We start from the raw sequence: 22,879 nt of genomic DNA, 5'->3' as shown, positions 1-22,879 counted from the left end.
CTTTGTACCAGTAAAAGAAACAATGCTGTCAGAAAAAGAATTGTTAAGATACAAACATCCCATTGCCGTACCGGGTATGGGAGTCAATATGCAGGAGAAATTAAAAACTGCCCGTATCCTGGTGATCGGGGCAGGAGGGCTGGGCAGCCCGGTGATCCAATATCTCAGCGCCGCTGGCGTTGGTGTGATCGGTATCGCGGACTATGGAGTGATTCTGGAAGAAGACCTGCACCGCCAGCCTCTGTATAACATGCAGGACCTCCGCAAACACAAAGCTAAAATGGCGGCCAGCAGATTGTTCTCGCTCAATCCCTGGAATAAACATTATCCTTTCCTCTTACAGATAAAACCAGAAAACGCTAAGCAGGTGTTTGAAGGTTTTGACCTGATCATAGACTGTTCCCAACACCGCGCTACACATCTCATTGTGAATGATGCCTGTCTGCAACTGGATAAACCTTTTGTAACAGGCGAAGTACATAACTGGATAGCCTGGTGGGGAGGTTTTAATATGTTGCTGGACAGTGGGGAGCGTTCTGCTTCTTACCGTTGCAGTGAGTTGCTGGTGGATGATTTCAGGAATTTTGATGCAGGGGTGTTAGGTTCCACACATGGGGCCACAGCGCTGCTGATCGTGAATGAGATCATCAAATACCTGGCGGGTGTTCCGGGCCTCGCAGGCAAAATGCAGACCTTCAATTATCTGCATCAGAAGTTTGAGTTGACGGACCTGTATGCAGATCGTGCTGGTGTGGCCGCAGTGAAAGAGAGAGGTTTGCTTACAGCAGAGGAGTATGGGCTGGAAATTGTGCCGGATGTGGAAGACTAAGCCCTTGGAGTATGTGGAAGATCAAGCATGTCCCCGACTATCATATACATCATTGCAGGGTACATCCTGTTAATGATATTAGCTTACCTCATCCAGGAGCGGTTTATCTTTAAACCGGAAAAGCTGAAACCTGATTTTGAGTTCAGGTATGATCAGCCTTTTGAGGAATTGTTCTTTGAAGTGGCGCCCGGCGTGCGTATCAATGGATTACATTTTAAGGTGGAAAAGCCGAAAGGCATCCTCCTTTATTTCCATGGTAACTCCCGCAGTATTAAAGGATGGGGGAAATATGCGAAAGATTTTACCCGTTATGGGTATGATGTGTTGATGGTAGACTACAGGGGTTTTGGGAAAAGTACCGGCAAAAGGACGGAAGCTGATCTGCTGAATGATTCCCAGTTTGTGTACAATACCCTGTGCGCCATGCATCCGGAAAATCACATCCTTGTATATGGCCGCAGCATTGGAAGTGGATTTGCCACCAGGCTGGCCAGTGATAATACACCCAGGTACCTGATCCTGGATGCACCCTATTACAGTTTTGCCCGTGTAGTGAAAAGATTCTTACCTATCCTGCCACTGCGCTGGGTTTTAAGGTATCACCTGAGAACAGACCTCTGGATCAAAAAGGTGAAATGCCATACGTACATCCTGCATGGTACCAAAGACAGGCTGATCCCGGTCCGCCATAGTGAACACCTGCAAAAACTGAACCCGCGCAGGATCACATTGATCAGGATAGAAGGCGGGCGGCATAATAACTTACCCTCTTTCCCTGAATATCATGCATTTATAAGAGACATCCTGCAGGAATAAAGAAGCGCCATATGAAGAAGTTAGACGTGAAGAAATACTTTAAGAAATTTGCGATATGGGCTATCGCCTTGTATCTCGCGGGAGGTATTGCCTTGTATTTCATCCAGGATAAACTCATCTTTCACCCGGAAGTATTACCGGCTAATTACCAGTATAAATTTGATATCCCCTTCCAGGAATTACTCATCCCCGTTAATAAGAAAGTGAAATTAAGCGCTGTGCTGTTCAAAGCGCCTGGCCGGCCGAGAGGGATGGTGTTGTATTTTCATGGTAATGCTAAAAACATTAACCGGTACGCGAAACTGATGCCCAATTTTACCCGCAATGGCTATGATGTGCTGATACTGGACTACCGGGAATTCGGGAAGAGTACAGGAGAGCTGACAGAGGCTGCTTTATATGAAGATGCTTTGCTGATGTATAAAGTGGCGCGTGCTCGTTTTGCGCCCTGGCAGATTGTGTTGTACGGACGTTCTATTGGAACGGGGATTGCTGCGCAACTGGCTTCTGTGCGGGATTGTAAGCGACTGATACTGGAAACGCCTTATTATAGCCTGAAGGATGTGGCTTTTTCTTCAGCGCCCATTTACCCGGTGGGGATGATGCTGGATTATAAACTGCCTACAAATGAATTCCTGCCTAAAGTAGCCGCGCCCATTACCATTTTTCATGGTACGGATGATAATACGGTGCCGTATGAGTCCGGGAAAAAGCTGGAGGCGTTTTTTAAGAAGGGAGATGAGTTTGTTACCATTAAAGATGGAGGGCATAATAACCTGAATGACTATCCGCTGTTCCATGCTAAGCTGGATTCTGTGTTGCAGCGATAAGAGGCGCCTGCGGCGGGCTTTTTAGAAGGGGCCTGCTTTGGCAGCGGTGCTGCCGAAGGCAGTTTTAGGGTGGTCCTTTTGCTTTGGGGGTTACTGTCTTCGGCAGCTTGTTATGCTGCGAAGCAGCAGGTTTAAGTGATTGCTATGGAAAGCTGCTGCCTTCAACAGCTTCAGGTGATATTTTGCTTTAGAAGATATTGCTTTCGGCAATTTGTTATGCTGCTTTGCAGCGAACGCCAACTGCGGCAACCTTTTAAAAAAATATCCCCCTCCCAAACCCTGCTGCGCAGCAGCAGGGACAACAAGGTTAACAATCATTTATTCCACAGCCTTCAACTTCACTTCTTTCCCACCCACTTTCAATTCATGATCCACGCCTAGTTTGAGGGCGTAATTCTGTTCCTGATGGCCTACGGGGAAATTAAAACATACGGGATAATCATATTCCTTTACCATGTTATTGATGATCTCATATTCCGTTTGGCCGAAAGGGGTATCCATTTCACGGGCATCTGTGAAAGAACCGACCACCAGGCCTGCCAGTTTATCCAGCCAGCCGGCCCTTTTAAGGTTATACATCATCCGGTCTACGTTATAACGGTATTCGCCGATATCTTCCAGCACCAGGATCTTTCCTTTGGTATCTATCTGGCTGTCAGAACCAGATAGATTAGCCAGCAGAGAGAGATTTCCGCCAACGAGGGGGCCTTTGGCCTTACCTTCCCGGTTCATTGCATGAGGACTGCAGGTATATTGATTACGTTTGCCCATGAGCGTTTCCCTCAGGCTTCCTACATAAGGATTATCCCGGGTGGAAAGTGTGATGCCACTGCACATGGTGGAATGGATGCTGGCAATGTTATGACGTTGGTACAGATGCGCATGGAGCGCAGTAATATCACTATAACCACAGAGCCATTTGGGATGTTTGCGGAACTGGGAGAAATTCAGCCGGTCCAGGATACAGATCATACCGTATCCGCCGCGGCCGAAAATGATGGCTTTCATCTCTTTATCGTCCATCATGTCCTGCAATTCTTCCAGTCGCAATTCGTCCGGTGCGGAGAAATTATGGAAGCTGGTGCCCACCGTGATACCCAGGTGTACGTTGAACCCCCAGGATTCAATAATACTGGCGGCATACTCGGCGGCGTAGAGTTCCATTTTGCTGCTGGGGCAGGTGATACCAATCAGGTCGCCTTTTTTCAGATAGGGGGGAATTTTGATCATTCTAATGCGCTTTAGTTTACCTTTGCTGACCGATTTCGGTATAGAATTCTATACCAAACCCGGTCAAAGTAAAGATAATTCCCGGAAGGATATAAGCAATATGAAACATTTTAACAGATACCTGGTTACAGCCGCCTTACCTTACGCAAATGGCCCCGTTCACATTGGGCACCTGGCGGGTTGTTACCTGCCGGCTGATATTTACGTACGGTATTTAAGGTCCAAAAAAACAGACGTGAAATTCGTTTGCGGTACTGATGAACATGGCGTTCCCATTACCATCAAGGCAATGCAGGAGAACGTAAACCCACAGGACATTGTAGATAAATATCACAAGATCATCAAGGAAAGTTTTGATGCCATGGGCATCTCTTTCGATATATTTTCCCGTACTTCCAACCAGGTACATCACGAAACCGCCGCTGATTTCTTCTTAAAAATGTATAAGGACGGCCTTTTTGAAGAAAAGGAGTCCGAACAATACTTTGATGAAATAAAACAAGTGTTCCTGGCAGACCGCTACATTATCGGCACCTGCCCTAATTGCGGTAACGATAAAGCGTATGGCGACCAGTGTGAACGTTGCGGTACTTCCCTGAGCCCGGAAGAACTGATCAATCCCCGTTCCGCCCTCAGTGACGCTGTGCCCGTGAAAAAGAAAACCAAACACTGGTACATGCCGCTCCAAAATTATGAACCCTGGCTGAAAGAATACATCATTGAAGGACATAAGGAATGGAAGAATAATGTGTACGGTCAATGTAAAAGCTGGCTGGATAGCGGCCTGCACAGCAGGGCCATGACGCGTGACAGTAACTGGGGCATCAAAGTGCCATTGAAGGATGCAGAAGGGAAAGTATTATATGTATGGTTTGATGCACCTATCGGTTACATCTCCGCCACCAAGGAATTAACAGACCAATGGGCTGATTACTGGTGTAAGGAAGATACCCGCCTGGTACATTTTATCGGAAAGGATAACATTGTGTTCCACTGTATCATTTTCCCCGCTATGCTCAAGGCGCACGGCGGATTTGTGGTGCCGGACAATGTTCCTGCCAATGAATTCCTGAACATTGAAGGAGAAAAAGTATCCACCTCCCGTAACTGGGCAGTTTGGGTACATGATTATATCAAGGATTTCCCTGATCAGCAGGATATCCTGCGGTATGTGCTTTGCGCCACCGCACCGGAAACAAAAGACAACGACTTTACCTGGAAGGATTTCCAGGATCGTAATAACAATGAACTGGTAGCTAACCTCGGCAACTTCGTGAACCGCACCATGGTGCTGATGCACAAGCTCTGCGGCGGGAAAGTTCCCGTTATGCATGCCGGCGTAAAAGATGCGGCAGATGATGCCATCTTTACGATGTTGCAGGAAGCGAAAACGAAGATCTCCGATTCCATCGAGAACTACCGTTTCCGGGATGCATTGAATGAAGTGATGAATGTGGCGCGGGAAGGGAATCGTTATCTCCAGGAAAAACAACCCTGGATCCTGGCTAAAACGCCTGAATTACAAGCACAAAATCAGGAAGTTATTGATAATTGCCTGCACGTTTGCCTGCAATTAACAGCTAATCTGGCCATATTTATCAATCCGTTCCTGCCTTTCACAGCAAAGAAGATCTGCCATATGCTAAAAGTGGTGGAAAAGATGCTGGAATGGGAGAATGCGGGTAGCATGAAACTGGTGAGTGTGGGTTATTCTCTCCGTCCGCCTGAATTGCTGTTTAAGAAAGTGGAAGATGACCAGGTGAAAGCACAGGTAGAAAAATTACATGCAGGATTACAGCAGTCTGCTGCTGCACAAGCTGCTGCTGCTCCGGTAGTCGCTCCCCCGGTAAAAGAAGCAAAAGCAGAAATTCAATATGATGATTTCGCGAAACTGGATCTCAGAGTGGGTACCATCACTGCGGCAGAGAAAGTAGCGAAAGCAGATAAGTTACTGAAACTCACGGTAGACCTTGGTACGGAAACACGTACGGTGGTTTCCGGTATTGCCATGCATTTTAAACCGGAAGATATTGTAGGGAAACAGGTAACGCTGGTGGCTAACCTGGCTCCTCGGAAGATGAAAGGGATTGAAAGCCAGGGGATGATCCTCATGGCAGAAGATAAAGACGGGCGTTTGGTTTTTGTGAACCCTGATGATGCGGTGGCACCGGGAAGTGGTGTGAGTTGATTATTTCTATATTGAAAATATAAGGCGTTCCGGTTCCTGCCGGAGCGCCTTTTTTATATAGAAAAGAGAAATTAATAAATAAGATCTTTTTTGGTATAAATATAGTATCCCAGGGGTCCTTTCTCTACCTGTAATGCTATCATCCTTGCTTTAGCGGATAATTCTTTATCCTCGCATTTAAATCTGATCTCCCGCTTAATATCATTGTAGACCACTACTCCATAAGGAGTATCTCTGCAACTACTATGGCGGATATTTTTTGTACCTCTTTCCAGCATGGGTAACGATACCGTTTTAATATCCGTGTGCGGGCCATAATAGTTGATGTGGGCGAAAATGGAATAGAGCATTGCTGTGCCGATCAGGAAATACAGGATCATAGAAGCAGACCACAGGCGTATTTTTCTTCGCTGTCTCACTAAGAGGATCACAAGAATGGTAATTGAACCGCTGCCGGCCATCATGAAAAAGATAACTTTGGTAGATACAAAGGTGAGTTCGGTGAGCCGAAAACTCCACGCAAGCCATAGTAGGGATACTGCGGGGGCAAGCCCCTGTAAGATTTTTCTTTTATTTAATTCTTTGCCTGCTGCCGGCTTTTCGGCTGTTTTCATAGGTTTACTTTTCCTTGTCATAATCGTTAAATATCGTGTTCTTTTTTCATTCCTTCCATCGTACCAACGCAAAAAATGCTAAATTCAATGATCAAAAGCTGGTTAACATGCAAAGAAGGATCAATAAAATAGCTGTGCTCGGTTCCGGTGTGATGGGCTCCCGGATTGCCTGTCATTTTGCTGGTATAGGTGTAAAAGTATTGTTGCTGGACATAGCACCGAAAGAACCCAACGACGTTGAAAAGGCCAAAGGATTAACAGTAGAGCATCCGGCCGTGAAGAACCGGATCGTGAATGAGGCATTGCAGGCTGCCATCAAATCCAACCCTTCCCCGCTTTTTACTAAATCTGCTGCTCACCTTATTAATACGGGCAACTTTACGGATAACATGAAGGGCATCGCGGATTGTGATTGGGTGATAGAAGTAGTGGTAGAGAACCTGGACATCAAGAAGAAAGTATTTGAACAGGTGGAACAATTCCGGAAACCCGGCACCCTGATCACATCCAATACATCCGGTATTCCCATTCACCTGATGGCAGAAGGCCGGAGCGAAGATTTTAAAAAGCATTTCTGCGGTACACACTTCTTCAACCCTCCGCGTTACCTGCGTTTGCTGGAAATTATACCCACTCCCCATACAGACCCCGCTATTGTGGATTTTCTGCTACATTATGGTGATCTGTATCTCGGTAAGACCACAGTGCTATGTAAGGACACTCCCGCTTTCATTGCTAACCGCGTAGGTGTATTCTCCATCATGGCCATTTTCCACATCATGGAGGAAATGGGATTGGGGATAGATGAAGTGGATACATTGACAGGCCCTGTGATAGGCAGACCGAAATCTGCCACTTTCCGCACAGCGGATGTGGTGGGCATAGATACCCTCGTGAAGGTAGCCAAAGGTGTAGCGGATAATTGTCCGAATGACGAAGCGCGCAAGATCATGGAGATCCCGCCATTCCTGGCAAAGGTAGTGGAGAACAACTGGCTGGGCGATAAGACCGGACAGGGTTTTTACAAGAAAACAAAAGGTGAAGGCGGGAAGGAGATCCTTACCCTGAACCTTCAGACGATGGAATACGGTCCCCGGCAAAAGACAAAGTTTGCCAGTATTGAAGCGGCCAAACCCATTGAAGACCTCAAACAACGGATCAAAGTATTAGCAGGTGCATCAGATAAAGCAGGGCAATTCTACCAGCTTTTCCATGCACACCTGTTCTCTTATATTTCCAACCGCGTTCCTGAAATAGCTGATGACATCTACAAAGTGGACGATGCCATGAAAGCTGGTTTCGGCTGGGAGATCGGGGCATTTGAAACCTGGGACCTCTTGGGTGTGGAAGCCGGCGCAAAAGCGGTGACGGATAAAGGACTTACGGTAGCGCCCTGGGTAGGAGAGATGCTGGCAGCCGGAGTGAAGCAATTCTATAAGATAGAGAACGGCAAAAAATATTATTACGATCTGGCCTCCAAAGGCTACAAGCAAATTCCCGGTACGGATAACTTCATCATCCTGGAAAACTACGCCGGTAATGTTGTTTGGAAGAACAGCGCCTGCAATCTGTATGACCTGGGCGATGGCATCCTGAACATTGAATGGAAAACGAAAATGAATTCCATCGGGGGAGAAGTGCTGGAAGGATTACATAAAGCCATCGACCGCGCAGAGAAAGATTTCCGCGGACTGGTAGTGGGTAACGACGGTACGAATTTCTCCGCAGGCGCCAATGTGGGTATGATCTTCATGCTGGCGGCGGAACAGGAATACGATGAACTGGATATGGCCATCCGCCTTTTCCAGAAAAGCACTATGCGTATCCGTTATTCTTCCATTCCTGTGGTGGTAGCGCCTCACGGCCTTACTTTAGGGGGTGGTTGCGAAATGAGCATGCACGCAGATAAAGTACAGGCAGCTGCGGAAACTTATATCGGCCTGGTGGAATTAGGCGTGGGCCTGATCCCCGGCGGCGGTGGCACCAAAGAAATGACTTTACGTGCTTCAGACGAATACAGGGAAGGACAGGTAGAAAATCCCATCCTCCAGGATAAGTTCCTGCTGATAGGCCAGGCCAGGGTAGCAACTTCTGCGCAGGAGGCTATTGAGCTGGGAATATTGCGGGAAGGGATAGACAGTGTGAGCCTGAACCTCAGCCGCGTAATTGCAGATGCTAAAGAAAAAGCCATCGAACTGGCAGATGCCGGATATACCCGTCCCATTGAAAGAACAGACATCAAGGTGCTGGGCCGTTCTGCCCTGGGCGCTATGCTGGCTGGTATCAATGGTATGAAAACGGGCAATTACATCTCAGAATACGATGTGAAGATTGCCCAGAAACTGGCTTATGTAATGTGTGGCGGAGATTTAACAGAAGCTTCACTTGTGAGTGAACAATACTTGCTGGACCTTGAAAGGGAGGCTTTCCTAAGCCTTTGCGGAGAGCGCAAAACCCTGGAAAGATTACAAAGCATGCTTAAAACAGGCAAACCACTCAGGAATTAGTTATATATTGCATTAATCATAATATAAGTCAATTTGGAAAATACGCACATTCTATCCCTGCACCAGATCTACAAGAACTATGGCGCTATCCAGGCATTAAAAGGTGTTTCTTTTGATGTGCCTGCGGGCAGTGTTTTTGGCATCCTGGGGCCTAATGGCAGTGGCAAGACCACCTTATTGGGCATCGTTATGGATGTTCTGAAAGCCAATTCCGGCACCTACAGCTGGTTTGGTCAGCCCTCAGATAACGATCACCGCAAGCGGATCGGCACTTTGCTGGAGACCCCTAACTTCTATCATTATTATTCGGCGGTAAGGAATCTGCAGATCACGGCGGCTATTAAAGGTCGCGGTGCAGATGATATTGAACGTGTGCTGAAGCTGGCTAATTTATGGGAAAGGAAGGATTCCAAGTTTAGTACTTTCTCTCTGGGTATGAAGCAAAGGCTCGCGATAGCCAATGCCATACTGGGAAAACCCGAGGTGCTGTTACTGGATGAACCTACCAATGGACTGGACCCTTCCGGTATTGCAGAGATCAGGGACCTGATCCGTCAGTTGGGAGAATCGGGTACTACGGTGATCATGGCCAGCCATATGCTGGATGAAGTAGAGAAAGTATGTAACCACGTAGCGATCTTAAAGAGAGGAGAGCTGATCACTACAGGCCATGTAGATGAAGTATTGGCTGATGAAGACATGGTGGAGATTTCTGCGGCAGACCTTCCCAAACTGGAAAGTGTGTTGAACGCACTGCCTGGTGTTAAATCCGTCCGCCGGCACAACGGCAGTTTCCAGGTGATGTTTACAGAGAGCAAAACGGCTGAGCAGATCAATAAACATTGCTTTGAACAGGGCGTTACGCTGAATTATCTTACCACCAAACGGAAGAGCCTGGAAGCCCGCTTCATGGAATTAACCAATAACTAATCATCATCATGATACAATTACTGAATATAGAGTGGATGAAGGTGAAGGCCTACCGCACTTTCTGGATACTCATCATCTTATTTTTTGTTGCAGTGCCCCTGTTAAATATGGCTATTGAAAGTTTCGTTAGTCAAACGAAGCAGGTGAGCTTATTACTGGGTTCTCCTTTTGCTTTTCCAAGAGTATGGGATACCGTTGCGTGGGCGACCAGTATAGTTACACCTATTATGGGCGTTATGCTGATCATCTTCCTGACCAATGAAAATAACTTCCGCACGGTTCGCCAGAACATCATTGATGGCTGGAGCCGGGATCAATATATTACTGCAAAGTTTGGGGTACTGATCACCACTACACTGTTCATTACTTTGCTGATAGTCGTGACGGCATTTATCTTTGGGTTAAAGAACGGAACAGGAGAAGCTACAGAAAATATCGTTTATATTTTCTACGCCTTCGTACAAAGTTTAGCTTATCTCTCGCTGGCTTTCTTCCTGGGTGTATATATGAAAAGGGCTGGTATTGCTATTGCCCTTTATGTGATGTATGCATATATAGGCGAATTTGTTGTTGCCGGGCTGCTGGATTATAAAGTAGTACGCCATCTGGGTGCATTCCTTCCACTGGAAAGTACAGACAGGCTGATACCCGGATTGTCCAATTTTGCACGCAAGCTGGTGGATCAGGGTAATCCTCCGCCATCGAATAGTACTTACGTACTCATTGCTCTTGCCTATATAGCGTTGTTTAATTTCCTCTCCTGGAGAAAAATTAAGAAATCGGATCTGTAAAAGAGGAATTGTAAATTTGCTGATAAAAGTAAAAAGGTGAAGGAAGAAAAGCTCATACTGGTTACAAATGACGACGGCATAACGTCGCCGGGCATACGTACACTGATCGAAGCTGTGCAGATGTTGGGCAAAGTGGTAGTGGTAGCGCCGGATAGCCCGCAATCGGGGAAAGGGCATGCTATTACACTGGGTTTTCCTTTACGCCTGAGCGAAGTGAAGATCTTTGATGGAATTGAAGCATGGACCTGTTCCGGTACTCCGGTGGACTGTGTGAAACTGGCCAGGGATAAGATCTTAACGCGTACACCGGATATTTGTGTGAGCGGGATCAACCACGGCGCCAATCATTCTATCAACATTATTTATTCCGGCACCATGTCTGCCGCCATGGAAGCAGCGATAGAAGGAATTCCCTCTGTAGGGTTCTCCTTCCTGAATTATTCTTATGACGCAGATATGAGCACCTGCGGAAAAGTAGCGCATGCCGTGACAAAGAAAATGTTAGAAACAGATCTGCCGCCACACACGCTTTTCAATGTAAATGTCCCGGATGTGGAAGCGCATATCTACAAAGGTATCCGCATGAGCCGCCAGGCCAATGCCAAATGGGTGGAGGAATTTGATGAACGCCGTGATCCTACCGGTAAAAAATACTACTGGCTCACGGGTGAATTCAAAAACCAGGATACAGGAGAAGATACGGATGTGTGGGCATTGGAAAATGGTTACACGTCTATCGTTCCGGTGCAATTTGATCTGACTGATTACCGCCTCAAGAAAAAACTGGAAGACGAATGGAGCTTCTGATGTAATAATCCTATGAACATGTTAAAACAAGACAAATTATCGCTGGGCATTCTGCTGGGCTTACTGACCCCCGCGGTGGCCTTTTTTATATACTATCTGGGGGTATTCCTGCCCAAGGACCTCAGCCTGGGCGATTTCTTCGATCTGTTGAAAGGCAACAAACAGCTCATCCCCAAAGTGATCAGCATCTGCCTGCTGGCAAACGGTATTGTCTTTTACCTCTACACCCGCGTACGCCGTGACCTCACCGCCAGGGGGATTTTCCTGGTCACATTGTTATACGCAATCGTTATCTTGCTGCTTAAAATAATTTAGTGAAGTACTACATCATAGCTGGCGAAGCCTCGGGAGATCTGCATGGAAGTAACCTCATCAAACAGATAAAACAGCTGGACACGGCTGCGGATATCCGTTGCTGGGGAGGTGATATGATGGAACAGGCCGGCGCTGTTGTAGTAAAACATTATCGCGATCTGGCTTTCATGGGCTTCATTGAAGTGGTCATGAACCTGCGCACTATTTTTAAGAACCTGGACATCTGTAAAAAGGATATCCTGGCTTATCAGCCGGATGTACTGGTATTGATAGATTACCCGGGTTTTAACCTCCGTATTGCGGAATGGGCAAAACAGCAGGGTCTTAAAGTAATATATTATATCAGTCCGCAGGTTTGGGCCTGGAAAGAAGGCCGTGTAAAAAAGATCAGGGAGTGTGTGGACAAAATGCTGGTGATCCTGCCCTTCGAAAAAGACTTCTACCGCAAGTGGGATTTTGAAGTGGAATATGTGGGGCATCCATTGATAGAAGTGGTGAAAACTGCTCAGCAAGCGCCGCCGGTACATCGTTTCTCTGATAAACCCATTATTGCTTTATTACCGGGCAGCCGTAAACAGGAAGTGAAAGAGAAGTTACCCGTGATGTTGTCCATGGCCCGTTATTTTCCGGAATACCAGTTTGTGATGGCCCAGGCCCCCAGCCTGGAAGATAGCTTCATCCAGGAATTCACCAGTGCTTATCCGAATGTATCTGTTGTAAAGGGGCAAACCTATCCGCTTTTACTGCAATCTTCTGCTGCGCTGGTTACTTCGGGTACGGCTACATTGGAGACTGCTTTATTCGGAGTGCCGGAAGTGGTATGTTACAAAGGAAGCCCGGTATCTTATTTCTTCGCCAAATACCTCATTAAAGTAAAATATATCTCCCTCGTGAACCTGATCATGGATAAGCCGGTTGTGAAAGAGCTGATCCAGCATGATTTCACGGAAGAAAATCTCCTCAAGGAACTAACCCTTTTATTGAAAGACGAAGCCCGCCAGCAGCAGATGAAAGCGGATTATTCCGTGCTGTGGACCCTCCTGGGTGATGGTACTGCTTCCCGCAAGGCAGCGGAGGCGATTGTGAATTTCCTGCGATAATGATGATCCTCAGCGCTGAAGAATAGCCTCCCTCTAACGCCTGATCAACTTAATAATTAGAATAATAATAGCGATCAGGAACATAATGATCGAGATCCTGTTCATGCCATGCATGAGTTTGGTGTTGGTGTTCACCGGCTGGGACTTATCCCGTTTGCGGATGTATAGATATTCCAATATCTGGCGCCAGATGCTTTTCATTACTGCAAAGATCGTTAAATTTACCCTACACGTTTACAGATATGAGGAAAATACTATGGGGGCTGTTGCTGGTGATCCTGCACATACCGGCATTTGCACAAACTAAGATTGAACTGAATTCCGGCTGGGAGTTCCGCCGTGTGGATGAAAATGTCTGGAGAACGGCTAAAGTACCGGGTACGGTGCATACGGACCTCCTTTCCCATCAACTCATTCCTGATCCTTTCCAGGGCGCAAATGAAAAAGGTGTGCAATGGGTAGACAAAAAGGATTGGGAATACCGTTGTAATTTCTCTGCTCCGGCTGCTGCGGCAGTGCTTGAGTTTACAGGGCTGGATACCTATGCTGATATCTACCTCAATAACGTGCTGATCGGGAAAGCTTCAAACATGTTTGTAGGAAAGGAGCTGCCCGTGAAACTGAAGCCGGGTAACAATCAACTCCGTATACTATTTCATAGTCCTATTGCGCAGGACATGCCTAAATTTTTGCAAGACAGATTAGTATACCCTGCAGGCAACGATGCCAGTGATATTCCGCTGAGTGTGCATGCCCGCAAAGCACCTTACCATTATGGATGGGACTGGGGGCCGCGGCTGGTGACCAGTGGTATCTGGCGGCCGGTGTATCTCAAAACCTGGAACAAAGTGAACCTGCGGGATAGCTGGATAAAGCAACAGCAGCTTACGGATGAAAAGGCTTTGCTGGAAGCTTCGTTATCACTGGATGTGCAGCAGGCGGGGGTTTATACCGTGTTGGTAAAAGGTCCGGATTTTGAAACGAAGCAGGTGGTTAAGACTTTGTCTGCAGGCAAACAACAGATCAACGTTCCTTTTGTAATAACAAAACCGGAACGCTGGTGGCCTAATGGATTGGGGGCACAGAAACTATATGCTCTGGAAGTAGCCGTGATGAGTGGAAAAGATACTTTGCAAACGAAACATCAACGCATCGGTCTCCGTACGATAGAAGTTGTGAACGAAGCAGATAACATGGGCACCAGTTTCTTCGTGAAAGTCAATGGCCATCCCGTTTTCATGAAAGGCGCTAATTACATTCCTTCCGATAATTTCCTGCCAAGAGTAACACCTTCGCGCTATGCGCAGCTCTTTAACGATATGAAGGAAGCCAACTTTAATATGGTGCGTGTATGGGGCGGCGGCATTTATGAAAATGATCAGTTCTACGATCTCGCAGATGAACAGGGCATATTGGTGTGGCAGGATTTTATGTTTGCCTGTACCTTCTATCCTTCTGATAAAAACTTTTTGCAACAGGTAAAAGAAGAAACGAATTATAACATCACACGTTTGCGGAATCATCCTTCTTTAGCACTCTGGTGTGGTAATAATGAAATAGCGGTGGCCATTAAGAACTGGGGCTGGAAAGATGGTTATGCTTATTCTGAAACGCAGTGGCAGCAAATGCTGAAAGGGTATGATACGCTGTTCTCGAAGTTGTTACGGGATGAAGTGAAAACGCTGGACCCAGGGCGTTTTTATTTTCCTTCTTCACCTATCAGTAACTGGGGAAAAGCGGAGGATTTCCGGCATGGTGATAATCACTACTGGGGCGTATGGCACGGTATGGAATGGTTTGAAGCATTTAATACACATGTGCCGCGGTTCATGAGTGAATACGGTTTTCAATCCTTCCCTGATATTCATACCGTGCGTAAATATGCAGAGCCAGGGCAGTGGGATATTAATTCCTTCGTGATGTTATCTCACCAGAAGAGCTTCACACGGGGAAATGCAGCGATCAAAACTTATATGGATCACTATTATAAAGAGCCGAAGGATTTCCCCTCTTTTCTTTACCTCAGCCAGGTATTACAGGCGGAAGGGATGAAGATCGGTATGGAAGCGCATCGCAGGGCTATGCCTTTCTGTATGGGGTCTTTGTACTGGCAGTTGAATGATTGCTGGCCGGGGGCTTCGTGGAGTGGTATTGATTATTACGGGCGCTGGAAAGCCATGCATTACTTTGTGAAGAAGGCTTATGAGCCGGTACTGATCAGCACCGTGAAAGAAGATGGGAAGATCAAAACGTATGTGGTGAATGATGGATTGGAAGATGAAGATCTTGAGCTGAAAATACAACTGATGGATGTGGAAGGGAAAGTGATCTGGGAGGATATTGCCCCCATTAAAGTTAAAGCCAATTCCAGTACAGTACAACATAGCTTTACAACAGGGGATATAGACAGCGCTAAGGTAATATTGTATTCTAAACTGGTAAGGAACAACAAGTTCCTTACAGAGAATGTGTTTTACTTTGTTCCGGCGAAATTAATGCCCTTACCGAAGGCGGTGATCACAACAGATGTATCAGATCAAAACGGGGTGATCACCATTCGGCTGCGTTCAACCGGCAAACTGGCAAGGAATGTTTGCCTGATGCTGGAAAAAGATGACGAGGCACATTTCTCAGATAATTATTTCGATCTATTACCCATTGGCGAAAAGACGATCCAGGTAAGAACAAAATTAACGGCGGCTGCAGTAAGAGAACAATTACGCATTATGCACCTGGGCAATGCGTGTAAAGAATAAACAGTGAAACAATGAAGAAAACATTTCTAACAGGATGCCTGCTGATGGCAGGCCTTATTTCCCAGGCTCAGCATGAGCCCTATGTAAAAGAAACAGATCCGGCCGTTCTGGAAAAACTGGATCAGTGGCAGGACTGGAAGTTTGGATTGATGATGCACTGGGGTACTTATTCCCAATGGGGCATCGTGGAATCCTGGAGCCTTTGCCCGGAAGATGAAGGCTGGACGCAGCGTAAGCCGGCAGGTATTCCTTACTACGAGTACAAGCAAAAGTATGAGGCATTGCCCAACACTTTTAACCCGGTAAGTTTTGATCCGGCTAAATGGGCTGCAGCAGCAAAAAGAGCGGGTATGAAGTATATGGTGTTCACTACTAAACATCATGATGGTTTCAACATGTTTGATACCAAACAATCAGATTACAAGATCACAGCACCTAATGTTCCTTTCAGTAAAGATCCCCGCGCAGATGTAACGAAGGAAACATTTAATGCTTTCCGCAAAGAAGGCATTCATATCGGCGCTTATTTTTCCAAACCAGACTGGCATGTGAATTCTTACTGGTGGCCTTACTTCCCACCAAAAGACCGCAACCCCAGTTACGAGATCAGCAAGTATCCGGAGCTTTGGAAACAGTTCTCCGATTTCACTTACAAACAGATCGAAGAACTGATGACGGGGTATGGTAAAGTGGATATCCTCTGGCTGGATGGTGGCTGGGTTCGGCCATTGAGTATGCAAACGAAAGAATCGCTTTCCTGGAGTAAAACACCTCCGCAGGATCAGGATATCAATATGCCGGCAATTGCTACGATGGCCCGCAAACATCAGCCAGGGCTGATCGTGGTAGATCGCAGTGTGCATGGGCCTTATGAAAATTATCGTACACCGGAACAATCTATTCCTGAAAAGCCACTGGATTATCCATGGGAAACCTGCATGACGATGGGTGGTTCCTGGTCTTATGTGCCCAATGATCATTACAAGCGTGTGAATACACTCATTCATAACCTTGTGGATATTGTGGCTAAAGGTGGTAACTATCTGCTGAACATCGGGCCTGGACCTGATGGTAAATGGCATGATGAAGCTTACCTTAAACTGGATAGCATTGGCCAGTGGATGAATGTGAATGGTGATGCTATTTATGGTACGCGTTCTGTTGCTCCTTATAAAGATGGCAAAGTATGTTTTACACAGAAGAAAGATGGAACGCTTTACGCTATCTATTTACTGGATGAAAATGAAAGCCTGCCTGCTGTTGTGCGTTTTGGTGGTGTTACTTTGAAGAAAGGAGTTACGATGGAATTGTTAGGAGCGAAAGGGAAACTTAGCTGGAAGGAAGTGGATGGGATGATTGAAGTGAAGATGCCAAAGACTGGTGCATTAAAGCATGCGGCGGCTATTAAGATAAAAGCATAATGGGATAACAGGTCGGCATGTCAATCCTAATAAGGCCGTCACTGATCCTAATAAAAAAGGCGCTTCGTTTTGAAGCGCCTTTTTTTATTGAATGCGTTTATTATTTTCTTCCCGAATTCTTCACCCACTCACCAAAGTTCAACGATACCCCGGTTTGAAAAGATACCGGCTGAAAGTAATCATTCACATCATAACCGCTATACGTTTCATCATTCATGGGCACAGAGAACATGAGCTGTGCATGGAATTTAACATAGCGGTATCCTACGCGCACAGTAAAGGCTGGTTCAAAGAAAGGCACTGCATTATCTCCTATACGCAGAAAGTTATCCCTGCGTTCTGTATCATTCTCAAAAGCTTTCACCCCAATGGTTTGACCATAGAACTTAACAATAGAAAAGCGTGGTGTGAAAGCAGCTTCCACTACTTTGTGCGATAAACCAAAGCTGGGTTGCACAAAGAATTTGTGGAACTGTGTGCGCAACTGGTAATCAATTTTTGAAGTACCATCCGGAGCAGAATTATAAGCACCTTCCAATGTTTTGAAAGCACCATTTCCATAACCTGCATATACATCAAATACGGCGCGTTTCTTAGAGTCTATTGCTTTGAAGAAACCAACACCTCCTTCAATAAGACCTCCGCGTGTGTTCTTGTCCACAAACAGATCATCGTCTTCATTGTCGGAATTGTTGTACCAGAAAGCGCGTGATACATACTGTCCGTTCACCATGATGGCAATGTTATCGGAAACAGCATAAGCTCCCTGCCAGTTGGAGAGCGAGAGGTTGGCTTTAAATTCGTTCTTTTCTTTGAGGAGCGGTGCGTTCACCTGGTTGGGAACATAGATGTCCCTGCCACAGGAAGTAATAGCCAGCATGGGGATGGCCATCAATGATAGTAGGTGGTTTGTTTTCATAAAGTTGTAGGTTTTAGCATAATCAAAGCATAGAGGACTCCCGTGGGATCAGCTCTACCTCGAACACAAAGTTTTTAGTGACCTTTATTTTTTCATCGTAATTAATTAATTGCACCAGTGTTTCCACGGCTTTCTCTCCCATTTTGTACCCTGATTGCTCAATCGTTGTTAAAGAAGGACTGATAATGCGGGAAGAGAGGTCGTTGGAATAACCCACTACTTTTACCTGTTCCGGTACTTTGATCCCCACTTTGCGTGCTTCCTGGATGAAAGCTACTGCGGAAGTATCATTGGCAGAGAACATTCCGTCCGGAATATTTCCGCTGGCAAAGATCTGCCGGGCTGCTTCTCCTGCTGCATCCAGTGTAAGGTTATGTACATGGATGAGGGATTCGTCATAAGGGATCTTATATTTGGCCAGGGCTGATTTGTAGCCGGCCAGCCGTTGCTGGTAAAGGTTGCAGGTTAATACACCAGAGAAATGGGCAATGCGTTTGCAGCCCTGTTTGATGAGGTGTTCCGTAGCAAGGAATCCTCCTTTAAAGTCGTCGCCGGTAATGCTGTACCCGGGGAAATCTGTGGGCACGCGGTCATAAAATACCAGCGGGATATTGCTCTTGATAAATGGAGAAAAGTGGTCGAAGTTGATGGTGAACATGGAAGATACGGCCAGCAAACCATCTACCCGGAGGGAGAAAAAGGTGTGCACCAGTTCTTTTTCCATGGCCACTGTTTCATCTGATTGCCCTATCACAATGCTGAATCCATACTTATGGGCTTCATGCTGGATACCGCTGATAGCTGTACTCTGGAAGTACATACTGGTCCTCGGCACGATGAGACCTATAATATTGGAACGCTTTTTCCGGAGGCTGGAGGCTATCCAATTGGGTACATAACCCATTTCAGCCGCCATACCCTGCACTTTAGACCTGGTTTCCTCATTAATAAGCGGATTGTTCTGTAAGGCTCTCGAAACAGTGGAGGCGCTCAGGTTAAGGGCCTGGGCAATGTCGTATATGGTGATTTTATTTGTATTCTGACGTTCTTTCAATTTTGGGCGTGGATTTATGGACGATATTAAGAAATTTTATTCATAGGCACTACTTTTGCCCCCAATGAAACATCGTATCAAGAGAACTTATCGAATTGCCCGGTACGTGATATACAGGGAAACGCTGGTAGATAAAAAGGATATAGCATGGTCTTTCCTGGGTGCATTCCTGGGGGTGGGGCTGATCGGTTTTTTGAACCAGTATTACCTGCCGGTAAGGGATAACCTCTTTGTACTGGGCTCTTTTGGGGCTTCGGCGGTGCTCATTTACGGGCATACGCAAAGTCCTTTAGCTCAACCCCGCAACCTGATAGGCGGGCATATTTTCAGTGCCATTACCGGGGTAACGCTCTGCATATTGATCCCCTGGCCGGAATATGAGTGGCTGGCGGGGGCTTTAGCGGTTGCCTGCTCTATTGTGGTGATGCAGGTGACCAAAACGGTGCATCCGCCGGGAGGGGCTACTGCTTTGCTGGCTGTAGCGGGAAGTGCCAAGATCCGGGCCTTGGGGTATCTGTATGTACTGAGTCCTGTGGCTTCGGGGGTGTTTATCCTGTTGCTAATCGCTTTTATCATTAACAATATACCGGGGCACAGGAGTTATCCGGCGAATGGGAAGTGGTTTTAGGATGGTATAATGATGGAGCTATGAGAGAGCATATCTGACCCTATGTGGAGCCTATGTCAAGCCTATGTGAAGAGAAGGATGAGGTTATTTTAACAGAAGGATCTTCCTAACCTTAATAAATAAAGAAGCCGCCAGGTAACCCATGGCGGCTTCTTTTTATTTGGTGTTTGATGTATTACTTAGGATCCAGAGCTACAGTGATACGTTCAGCCAGGTCCTGCAGGTGATAACGGCTCAGATTGTCCGATGCACCGGCAGCTGCGTTACGGATCTCTGTACGTAATGGTACGAGGGTTCCGCGGGCAACGCTGGAAACGTCTGTTTTAGTTGGATTCGGGAACATAGAAGCAAAGGCAGCAGGCAGGCCAGCTGGTACTTCAGTTGCTTTCAGCAGACTGGTAAGGCTGGTGATGTATGCTTTTTGCAGGTTCCTTCTGTAGATGTCTATCGGCTTACCGGTATAGATCTCACTGAAAATACCTTTTTTCAGATCGTTCATGTATTCCGTAACGGTATAGGTGTTCTTTTCTACAGCTTCTGCATTGATCAGTTTCAGGAGGGTACCGGTACCCAGCAAACGGGCGAGGGTATTTTCCTGGATAGACTGGATAGTAGTAACCGGGCTACCCTTGATACGGCTGTAGATCTCTTTGTTTACCAGCCATGTTGGGGTAGTGAAGAGATTAGCCTGCAAGAATGCAACCGCTTGTTTCTGGGTTGCTTTCGGCACAAATTCATAAACGGCACCGCTTTGTTCCACCGTTTTAGGTGTTTCATAGATACCACCTACGTTTTTGGCAACGTGGCCCATGTAGCGGTTAAACTGACCGTATACTTCTTTGTACAGTTCATCCAGGGTAGCATATCCTTCTGTTTCCTGACGGGTCCAGGCCATGAGGTTAGGCACAATGCGCTGCAGGTTTTTGATACCATAAGCACTGGCTTTCATGGCATCATCGCCAAGATCTTCGTTCTGAGAACGTGGATCGTCTGGATTTTGTTCAGTACCGAACCAGTACTTCTTTTCCTGCAGACGATTGATGGTCCACTGGTTGAGGGTTTTCTTTTCAGAATCAGCATCTGTGTTAGGGATGAATTTGTAACCCCACTCAATCGCCCATTTATCGTAAAAATTGATCTTAGGATAAAGATCGGCGCCGGAGATACCGTCTCCTGGTTGTGCCACGTAGTTAAAACGGGCATAGTCCATGATAGATGCAGCGTGGCCGTTCTTTTTCACCCATTCTTTATCCCGCAGTTTTTCAACCGGGTAAGCAGAACTGGAACCAAAGTTATGGCGCAGACCTAATGTGTGGCCTACTTCGTGTGAGGAAACGAAACGGATCAGTTCGCCCATCAGTTCATCATCAAACTGCATTTTGCGTGCGCGCTCATCGTTTGGAGAGGCCTGGATGAAATACCAGTTACGCAAAAGGCGCATTACATTATGGTACCAGTTGATATGGCTTTCCAGGATCTCGCCGGAGCGGGGATCATGTACGTGAGGGCCACTGGCGTTTGGAACTTCAGAAGGTTTGTAAACGATCGCAGAATAACGGGCATCTTCCAGGCTCCAGGTAGAATCTTCCTGAGGGGTGGGGGCCATTTTAGCTACGATCGCGTTTTTGAAACCAGCCTGCTCGAAAGCACCCTGCCAGTCGTTCACCCCTTGAATGAGGTATTTACGCCATTTAACAGGAGTAGCGGGATCAATATAGAATACGATCTGTTTCTTTGGTTCAACCAGTTCGCCTTTTCGGAATTTCTCCACATCTTCCGCTTTTGGCTCAAGGCGCCAGCGGGTGATCATGGAGAGTCTTTTCACACCTTGTGGATCTGCGTCAAAGTCGGTAAGACTGGTAGCGAAGAAACCAACACGGGGATCAAAATAGCGGGGCTGCATGGGAACTTCGGGTAATATTACCATGGAAGAATTCAATTCCAGGGTAGCAAAACCACCAGGAGCAGGAGGCATGCCTGGTTGGGCATTTCCGCTTTTGGTATATGTTTTAACAGCTTTGATCTCTACGTTTTCAGGGTAAGATTTTACATCAACGATGTAAGATCTGTCTCCCTGGGGCATACCCAGTTTCAGCATGCCTTTCAGGCTGCCGTCGAAATAGAGGATGTCGTTATCGCTGTTGATGAAATCCGTGAAATCCAGTACGGAGCCATTGTTGTCTTTTGAAAATGCTTTCACATCAAAAGAAGCTGCAATGGGTTGGATGTTGGAATTCATAACAGAATTGAACATCGGCTGGGTGGAATCCTTAGACCTTTCGGAGAAGGAGATATTTTTGAGGAATATGCGATTGTTGGGGCCTTTGTCGAAACGGATCACATTTTCATTGATCTGGTCTCCGCCGAATCCCATCATCCCAACGCGCATGTCTGCGGCAGATTTAGAAATGCGGTTCACTACCAGGATATCTCTTCCGAGCAACCTGTCTGGTATCTCCACGAAGTACTTATCGTCCTGTTTGTAGATATTGAACATACCGGAATCGACCTTGGCTTTGGGCGTGATCACCTCGGCGAACTTTTTAGGTCCGGTTTTTGGTGCGCCTGGTCCCATTATGGGTGGGCGGGCAGTTGTGTCTTTGGCAGGAGTGGCAGCAGGTACGGGAGTGCTCTCTTTTTTCTTACGCTGAGCCTCTGCAGGGGCCGATGAGAGCAGGCAGGCTGCACACATCATACCTGCTAAGACAGCAGTCAATCTGGGTTGTAAATGCATTGAGATGTTGGTTTATTTTGATTTAAACAGATTATAGATGGGGGCAAAGAAAAGGATAACCGTCTATATAAATGCACAAAATCCATAAAAGAGAAAAAAGCAGTAAGAACGGAAAGAAAAAGGGGTAAATTGCTGAGGAGAGCGTACTGTTAATGCGACTGGTAGCGGAAATGTGAACTTTTAAAATTTCTGTTGGAACATTTGATTTTTTTCTTAAATTGTGCGTCCAACTTTGAAAAATATCAATCGATTCCGTTTTTAAGCGGCGAAGGTGGAAAGGACGGTAAAAACAACATTATTTTTTTTGTTTATTTAAGTGTTTGCTCAAAAAATGTGGTAGCTTGGGAAAAGGCTCTGTGGACAGGGCTTTGTGCGGATAGTTAAATTTTTGAGTGGCACTTGTTTTTTTG

General features: G+C 46.4%; 19 protein-coding genes. 13 read left to right on the top strand and 6 right to left on the bottom strand.

Going from position 1 to position 22,879, the window contains the following annotated elements; all coding sequences use genetic code 11:
* The first annotated feature begins 22 nt into the window (after nucleotides 1-22).
* Genes GFS24_RS20920 through GFS24_RS20910 form a run of 3 tightly spaced genes read left to right on the top strand, consistent with a single transcriptional unit; the run spans nucleotide 23 to nucleotide 2,475 of the window.
* The gene (locus tag GFS24_RS20920) at nucleotides 23-829 is read left to right on the top strand and encodes a HesA/MoeB/ThiF family protein (protein WP_153662826.1); all 807 of its coding nucleotides are present in this window, start codon (nucleotides 23-25) and stop codon (nucleotides 827-829) included.
* Between the two features lie 27 nt (nucleotides 830-856).
* Nucleotides 857-1,645, top strand: a complete 789-nt coding sequence (locus GFS24_RS20915; protein WP_153662824.1) for an alpha/beta hydrolase — start codon at nucleotides 857-859, stop codon at nucleotides 1,643-1,645.
* Between the two features lie 11 nt (nucleotides 1,646-1,656).
* Nucleotides 1,657-2,475, top strand: coding sequence for an alpha/beta hydrolase (locus tag GFS24_RS20910; RefSeq protein ID WP_153662822.1), 819 nt, complete (start codon nucleotides 1,657-1,659; stop codon nucleotides 2,473-2,475).
* Between the two features lie 318 nt (nucleotides 2,476-2,793).
* On the opposite strand, the gene GFS24_RS20905 is transcribed toward GFS24_RS20910, so the two are convergent.
* Nucleotides 2,794-3,705 (bottom strand): LD-carboxypeptidase, encoded by a 912-nt coding sequence (locus GFS24_RS20905; RefSeq protein ID WP_153662820.1) that lies wholly within the window; start codon nucleotides 3,703-3,705, stop codon nucleotides 2,794-2,796.
* 4 nt (nucleotides 3,706-3,709) lie between these two features.
* Here GFS24_RS20905 and metG point away from each other — a divergent pair, with 4 nt between their 5' ends.
* Nucleotides 3,710-5,893, top strand: coding sequence for a methionine--tRNA ligase (gene metG / locus GFS24_RS20900; protein WP_253906540.1), 2,184 nt, complete (start codon nucleotides 3,710-3,712; stop codon nucleotides 5,891-5,893).
* A 71-nt stretch (nucleotides 5,894-5,964) separates the two neighbouring features.
* Here metG and GFS24_RS20895 read toward each other — a convergent pair whose 3' ends face one another.
* Complete coding sequence (locus tag GFS24_RS20895; RefSeq protein ID WP_153662818.1) at nucleotides 5,965-6,507, bottom strand: hypothetical protein; 543 nt, start codon at nucleotides 6,505-6,507, stop codon at nucleotides 5,965-5,967.
* Between the two features lie 134 nt (nucleotides 6,508-6,641).
* On the opposite strand from GFS24_RS20895, the gene GFS24_RS20890 reads away from it, so the two are divergent.
* From GFS24_RS20890 to lpxB, 6 genes are read left to right on the top strand one after another with little or no spacing between them, the layout of a single operon-like run.
* Nucleotides 6,642-9,014, top strand: a complete 2,373-nt coding sequence (locus tag GFS24_RS20890; RefSeq protein ID WP_371731295.1) for a 3-hydroxyacyl-CoA dehydrogenase/enoyl-CoA hydratase family protein — start codon at nucleotides 6,642-6,644, stop codon at nucleotides 9,012-9,014.
* A 33-nt stretch (nucleotides 9,015-9,047) separates the two neighbouring features.
* Entirely contained in the window at nucleotides 9,048-9,944 is an 897-nt protein-coding gene (locus GFS24_RS20885) for an ABC transporter ATP-binding protein (protein ID WP_153662814.1), read from the top strand.
* An 8-nt stretch (nucleotides 9,945-9,952) separates the two neighbouring features.
* Complete coding sequence (locus GFS24_RS20880) at nucleotides 9,953-10,735, top strand: ABC transporter permease subunit (protein ID WP_153662812.1); 783 nt, start codon at nucleotides 9,953-9,955, stop codon at nucleotides 10,733-10,735.
* Nucleotides 10,736-10,771: 36 nt separating this feature from the next.
* Nucleotides 10,772-11,542 carry a 5'/3'-nucleotidase SurE gene (gene surE / locus GFS24_RS20875; protein ID WP_371731293.1) on the top strand — a complete coding sequence of 257 codons (771 nt, stop codon included), beginning with the start codon at nucleotides 10,772-10,774 and terminating at the stop codon, nucleotides 11,540-11,542.
* 18 nt (nucleotides 11,543-11,560) lie between these two features.
* The gene (locus GFS24_RS20870) at nucleotides 11,561-11,857 is read left to right on the top strand and encodes a hypothetical protein (protein ID WP_153662810.1); all 297 of its coding nucleotides are present in this window, start codon (nucleotides 11,561-11,563) and stop codon (nucleotides 11,855-11,857) included.
* Complete coding sequence (lpxB, locus tag GFS24_RS20865) at nucleotides 11,857-12,957, top strand: lipid-A-disaccharide synthase (protein ID WP_371731292.1); 1,101 nt, start codon at nucleotides 11,857-11,859, stop codon at nucleotides 12,955-12,957. Before GFS24_RS20870 ends, lpxB begins: the two co-directional genes overlap by 1 nt.
* A gap of 33 nt (nucleotides 12,958-12,990) precedes the next feature.
* On the opposite strand, the gene GFS24_RS29010 is transcribed toward lpxB, so the two are convergent.
* Nucleotides 12,991-13,158: a DUF6728 family protein gene (locus tag GFS24_RS29010; RefSeq protein WP_173003140.1), complete on the bottom strand. Its 168-nt coding sequence runs from the start codon at nucleotides 13,156-13,158 to the stop codon at nucleotides 12,991-12,993.
* Between the two features lie 41 nt (nucleotides 13,159-13,199).
* Between GFS24_RS29010 and GFS24_RS20860 the strand changes: the two genes are divergently transcribed.
* Nucleotides 13,200-15,713: a glycoside hydrolase family 2 protein gene (locus GFS24_RS20860; protein WP_153662808.1), complete on the top strand. Its 2,514-nt coding sequence runs from the start codon at nucleotides 13,200-13,202 to the stop codon at nucleotides 15,711-15,713.
* A gap of 11 nt (nucleotides 15,714-15,724) precedes the next feature.
* Nucleotides 15,725-17,134, top strand: coding sequence for an alpha-L-fucosidase (locus tag GFS24_RS20855; RefSeq protein ID WP_153662806.1), 1,410 nt, complete (start codon nucleotides 15,725-15,727; stop codon nucleotides 17,132-17,134).
* A 100-nt stretch (nucleotides 17,135-17,234) separates the two neighbouring features.
* Here the strand turns inward: GFS24_RS20855 and GFS24_RS20850 are convergent, their stop codons facing one another.
* Both GFS24_RS20850 and GFS24_RS20845 read right to left on the bottom strand, forming a co-directional pair.
* On the bottom strand, nucleotides 17,235-18,053 hold the full coding sequence (locus GFS24_RS20850; RefSeq protein WP_153662804.1) for a hypothetical protein: 819 nt from the start codon (nucleotides 18,051-18,053) through the stop codon (nucleotides 17,235-17,237).
* A 22-nt stretch (nucleotides 18,054-18,075) separates the two neighbouring features.
* The gene (locus tag GFS24_RS20845; protein ID WP_153662802.1) at nucleotides 18,076-19,107 is read right to left on the bottom strand and encodes a LacI family DNA-binding transcriptional regulator; all 1,032 of its coding nucleotides are present in this window, start codon (nucleotides 19,105-19,107) and stop codon (nucleotides 18,076-18,078) included.
* Nucleotides 19,108-19,171: 64 nt separating this feature from the next.
* Between GFS24_RS20845 and GFS24_RS20840 the strand changes: the two genes are divergently transcribed.
* Nucleotides 19,172-19,735, top strand: a complete 564-nt coding sequence (locus GFS24_RS20840; RefSeq protein WP_153662800.1) for an HPP family protein — start codon at nucleotides 19,172-19,174, stop codon at nucleotides 19,733-19,735.
* A 175-nt stretch (nucleotides 19,736-19,910) separates the two neighbouring features.
* On the opposite strand, the gene GFS24_RS20835 is transcribed toward GFS24_RS20840, so the two are convergent.
* A complete protein-coding gene (locus GFS24_RS20835) occupies nucleotides 19,911-22,469 on the bottom strand; it encodes a zinc-dependent metalloprotease (RefSeq protein ID WP_153662798.1) in 2,559 nt (852 codons plus the stop codon).
* Nucleotides 22,470-22,879: the final 410 nt, after the last annotated feature.

Source organism: Chitinophaga sp. SYP-B3965 (genome assembly GCF_009647655.1).
Lineage (GTDB): Bacteria > Bacteroidota > Bacteroidia > Chitinophagales > Chitinophagaceae > Chitinophaga.
This window is presented reverse-complemented; position numbering and strand designations above follow the sequence as displayed.

Excerpts from the sequence above, each read along its gene's own strand:
- GFS24_RS20920 (WP_153662826.1), top strand. The coding sequence starts at position 23 with ATGCTGTCAGAAAAAGAATTGTTAAGATACAAACATCCCATTGCCGTA.
- GFS24_RS20915 (WP_153662824.1), top strand. The coding sequence starts at position 857 with ATGTCCCCGACTATCATATACATCATTGCAGGGTACATCCTGTTAATG.
- GFS24_RS20910 (WP_153662822.1), top strand. The coding sequence starts at position 1,657 with ATGAAGAAGTTAGACGTGAAGAAATACTTTAAGAAATTTGCGATATGG.
- GFS24_RS20905 (WP_153662820.1), bottom strand. The coding sequence starts at position 3,705 with ATGATCAAAATTCCCCCCTATCTGAAAAAAGGCGACCTGATTGGTATC.
- metG (WP_253906540.1), top strand. The coding sequence starts at position 3,710 with ATGCGCTTTAGTTTACCTTTGCTGACCGATTTCGGTATAGAATTCTAT.
- GFS24_RS20895 (WP_153662818.1), bottom strand. The coding sequence starts at position 6,507 with ATGAAAACAGCCGAAAAGCCGGCAGCAGGCAAAGAATTAAATAAAAGA.
- GFS24_RS20880 (WP_153662812.1), top strand. The coding sequence starts at position 9,953 with ATGATACAATTACTGAATATAGAGTGGATGAAGGTGAAGGCCTACCGC.
- GFS24_RS20870 (WP_153662810.1), top strand. The coding sequence starts at position 11,561 with ATGTTAAAACAAGACAAATTATCGCTGGGCATTCTGCTGGGCTTACTG.
- GFS24_RS29010 (WP_173003140.1), bottom strand. The coding sequence starts at position 13,158 with ATGAAAAGCATCTGGCGCCAGATATTGGAATATCTATACATCCGCAAA.
- GFS24_RS20860 (WP_153662808.1), top strand. The coding sequence starts at position 13,200 with ATGAGGAAAATACTATGGGGGCTGTTGCTGGTGATCCTGCACATACCG.
- GFS24_RS20855 (WP_153662806.1), top strand. The coding sequence starts at position 15,725 with ATGAAGAAAACATTTCTAACAGGATGCCTGCTGATGGCAGGCCTTATT.
- GFS24_RS20850 (WP_153662804.1), bottom strand. The coding sequence starts at position 18,053 with ATGAAAACAAACCACCTACTATCATTGATGGCCATCCCCATGCTGGCT.
- GFS24_RS20840 (WP_153662800.1), top strand. The coding sequence starts at position 19,172 with ATGAAACATCGTATCAAGAGAACTTATCGAATTGCCCGGTACGTGATA.
- GFS24_RS20835 (WP_153662798.1), bottom strand. The coding sequence starts at position 22,469 with ATGCATTTACAACCCAGATTGACTGCTGTCTTAGCAGGTATGATGTGT.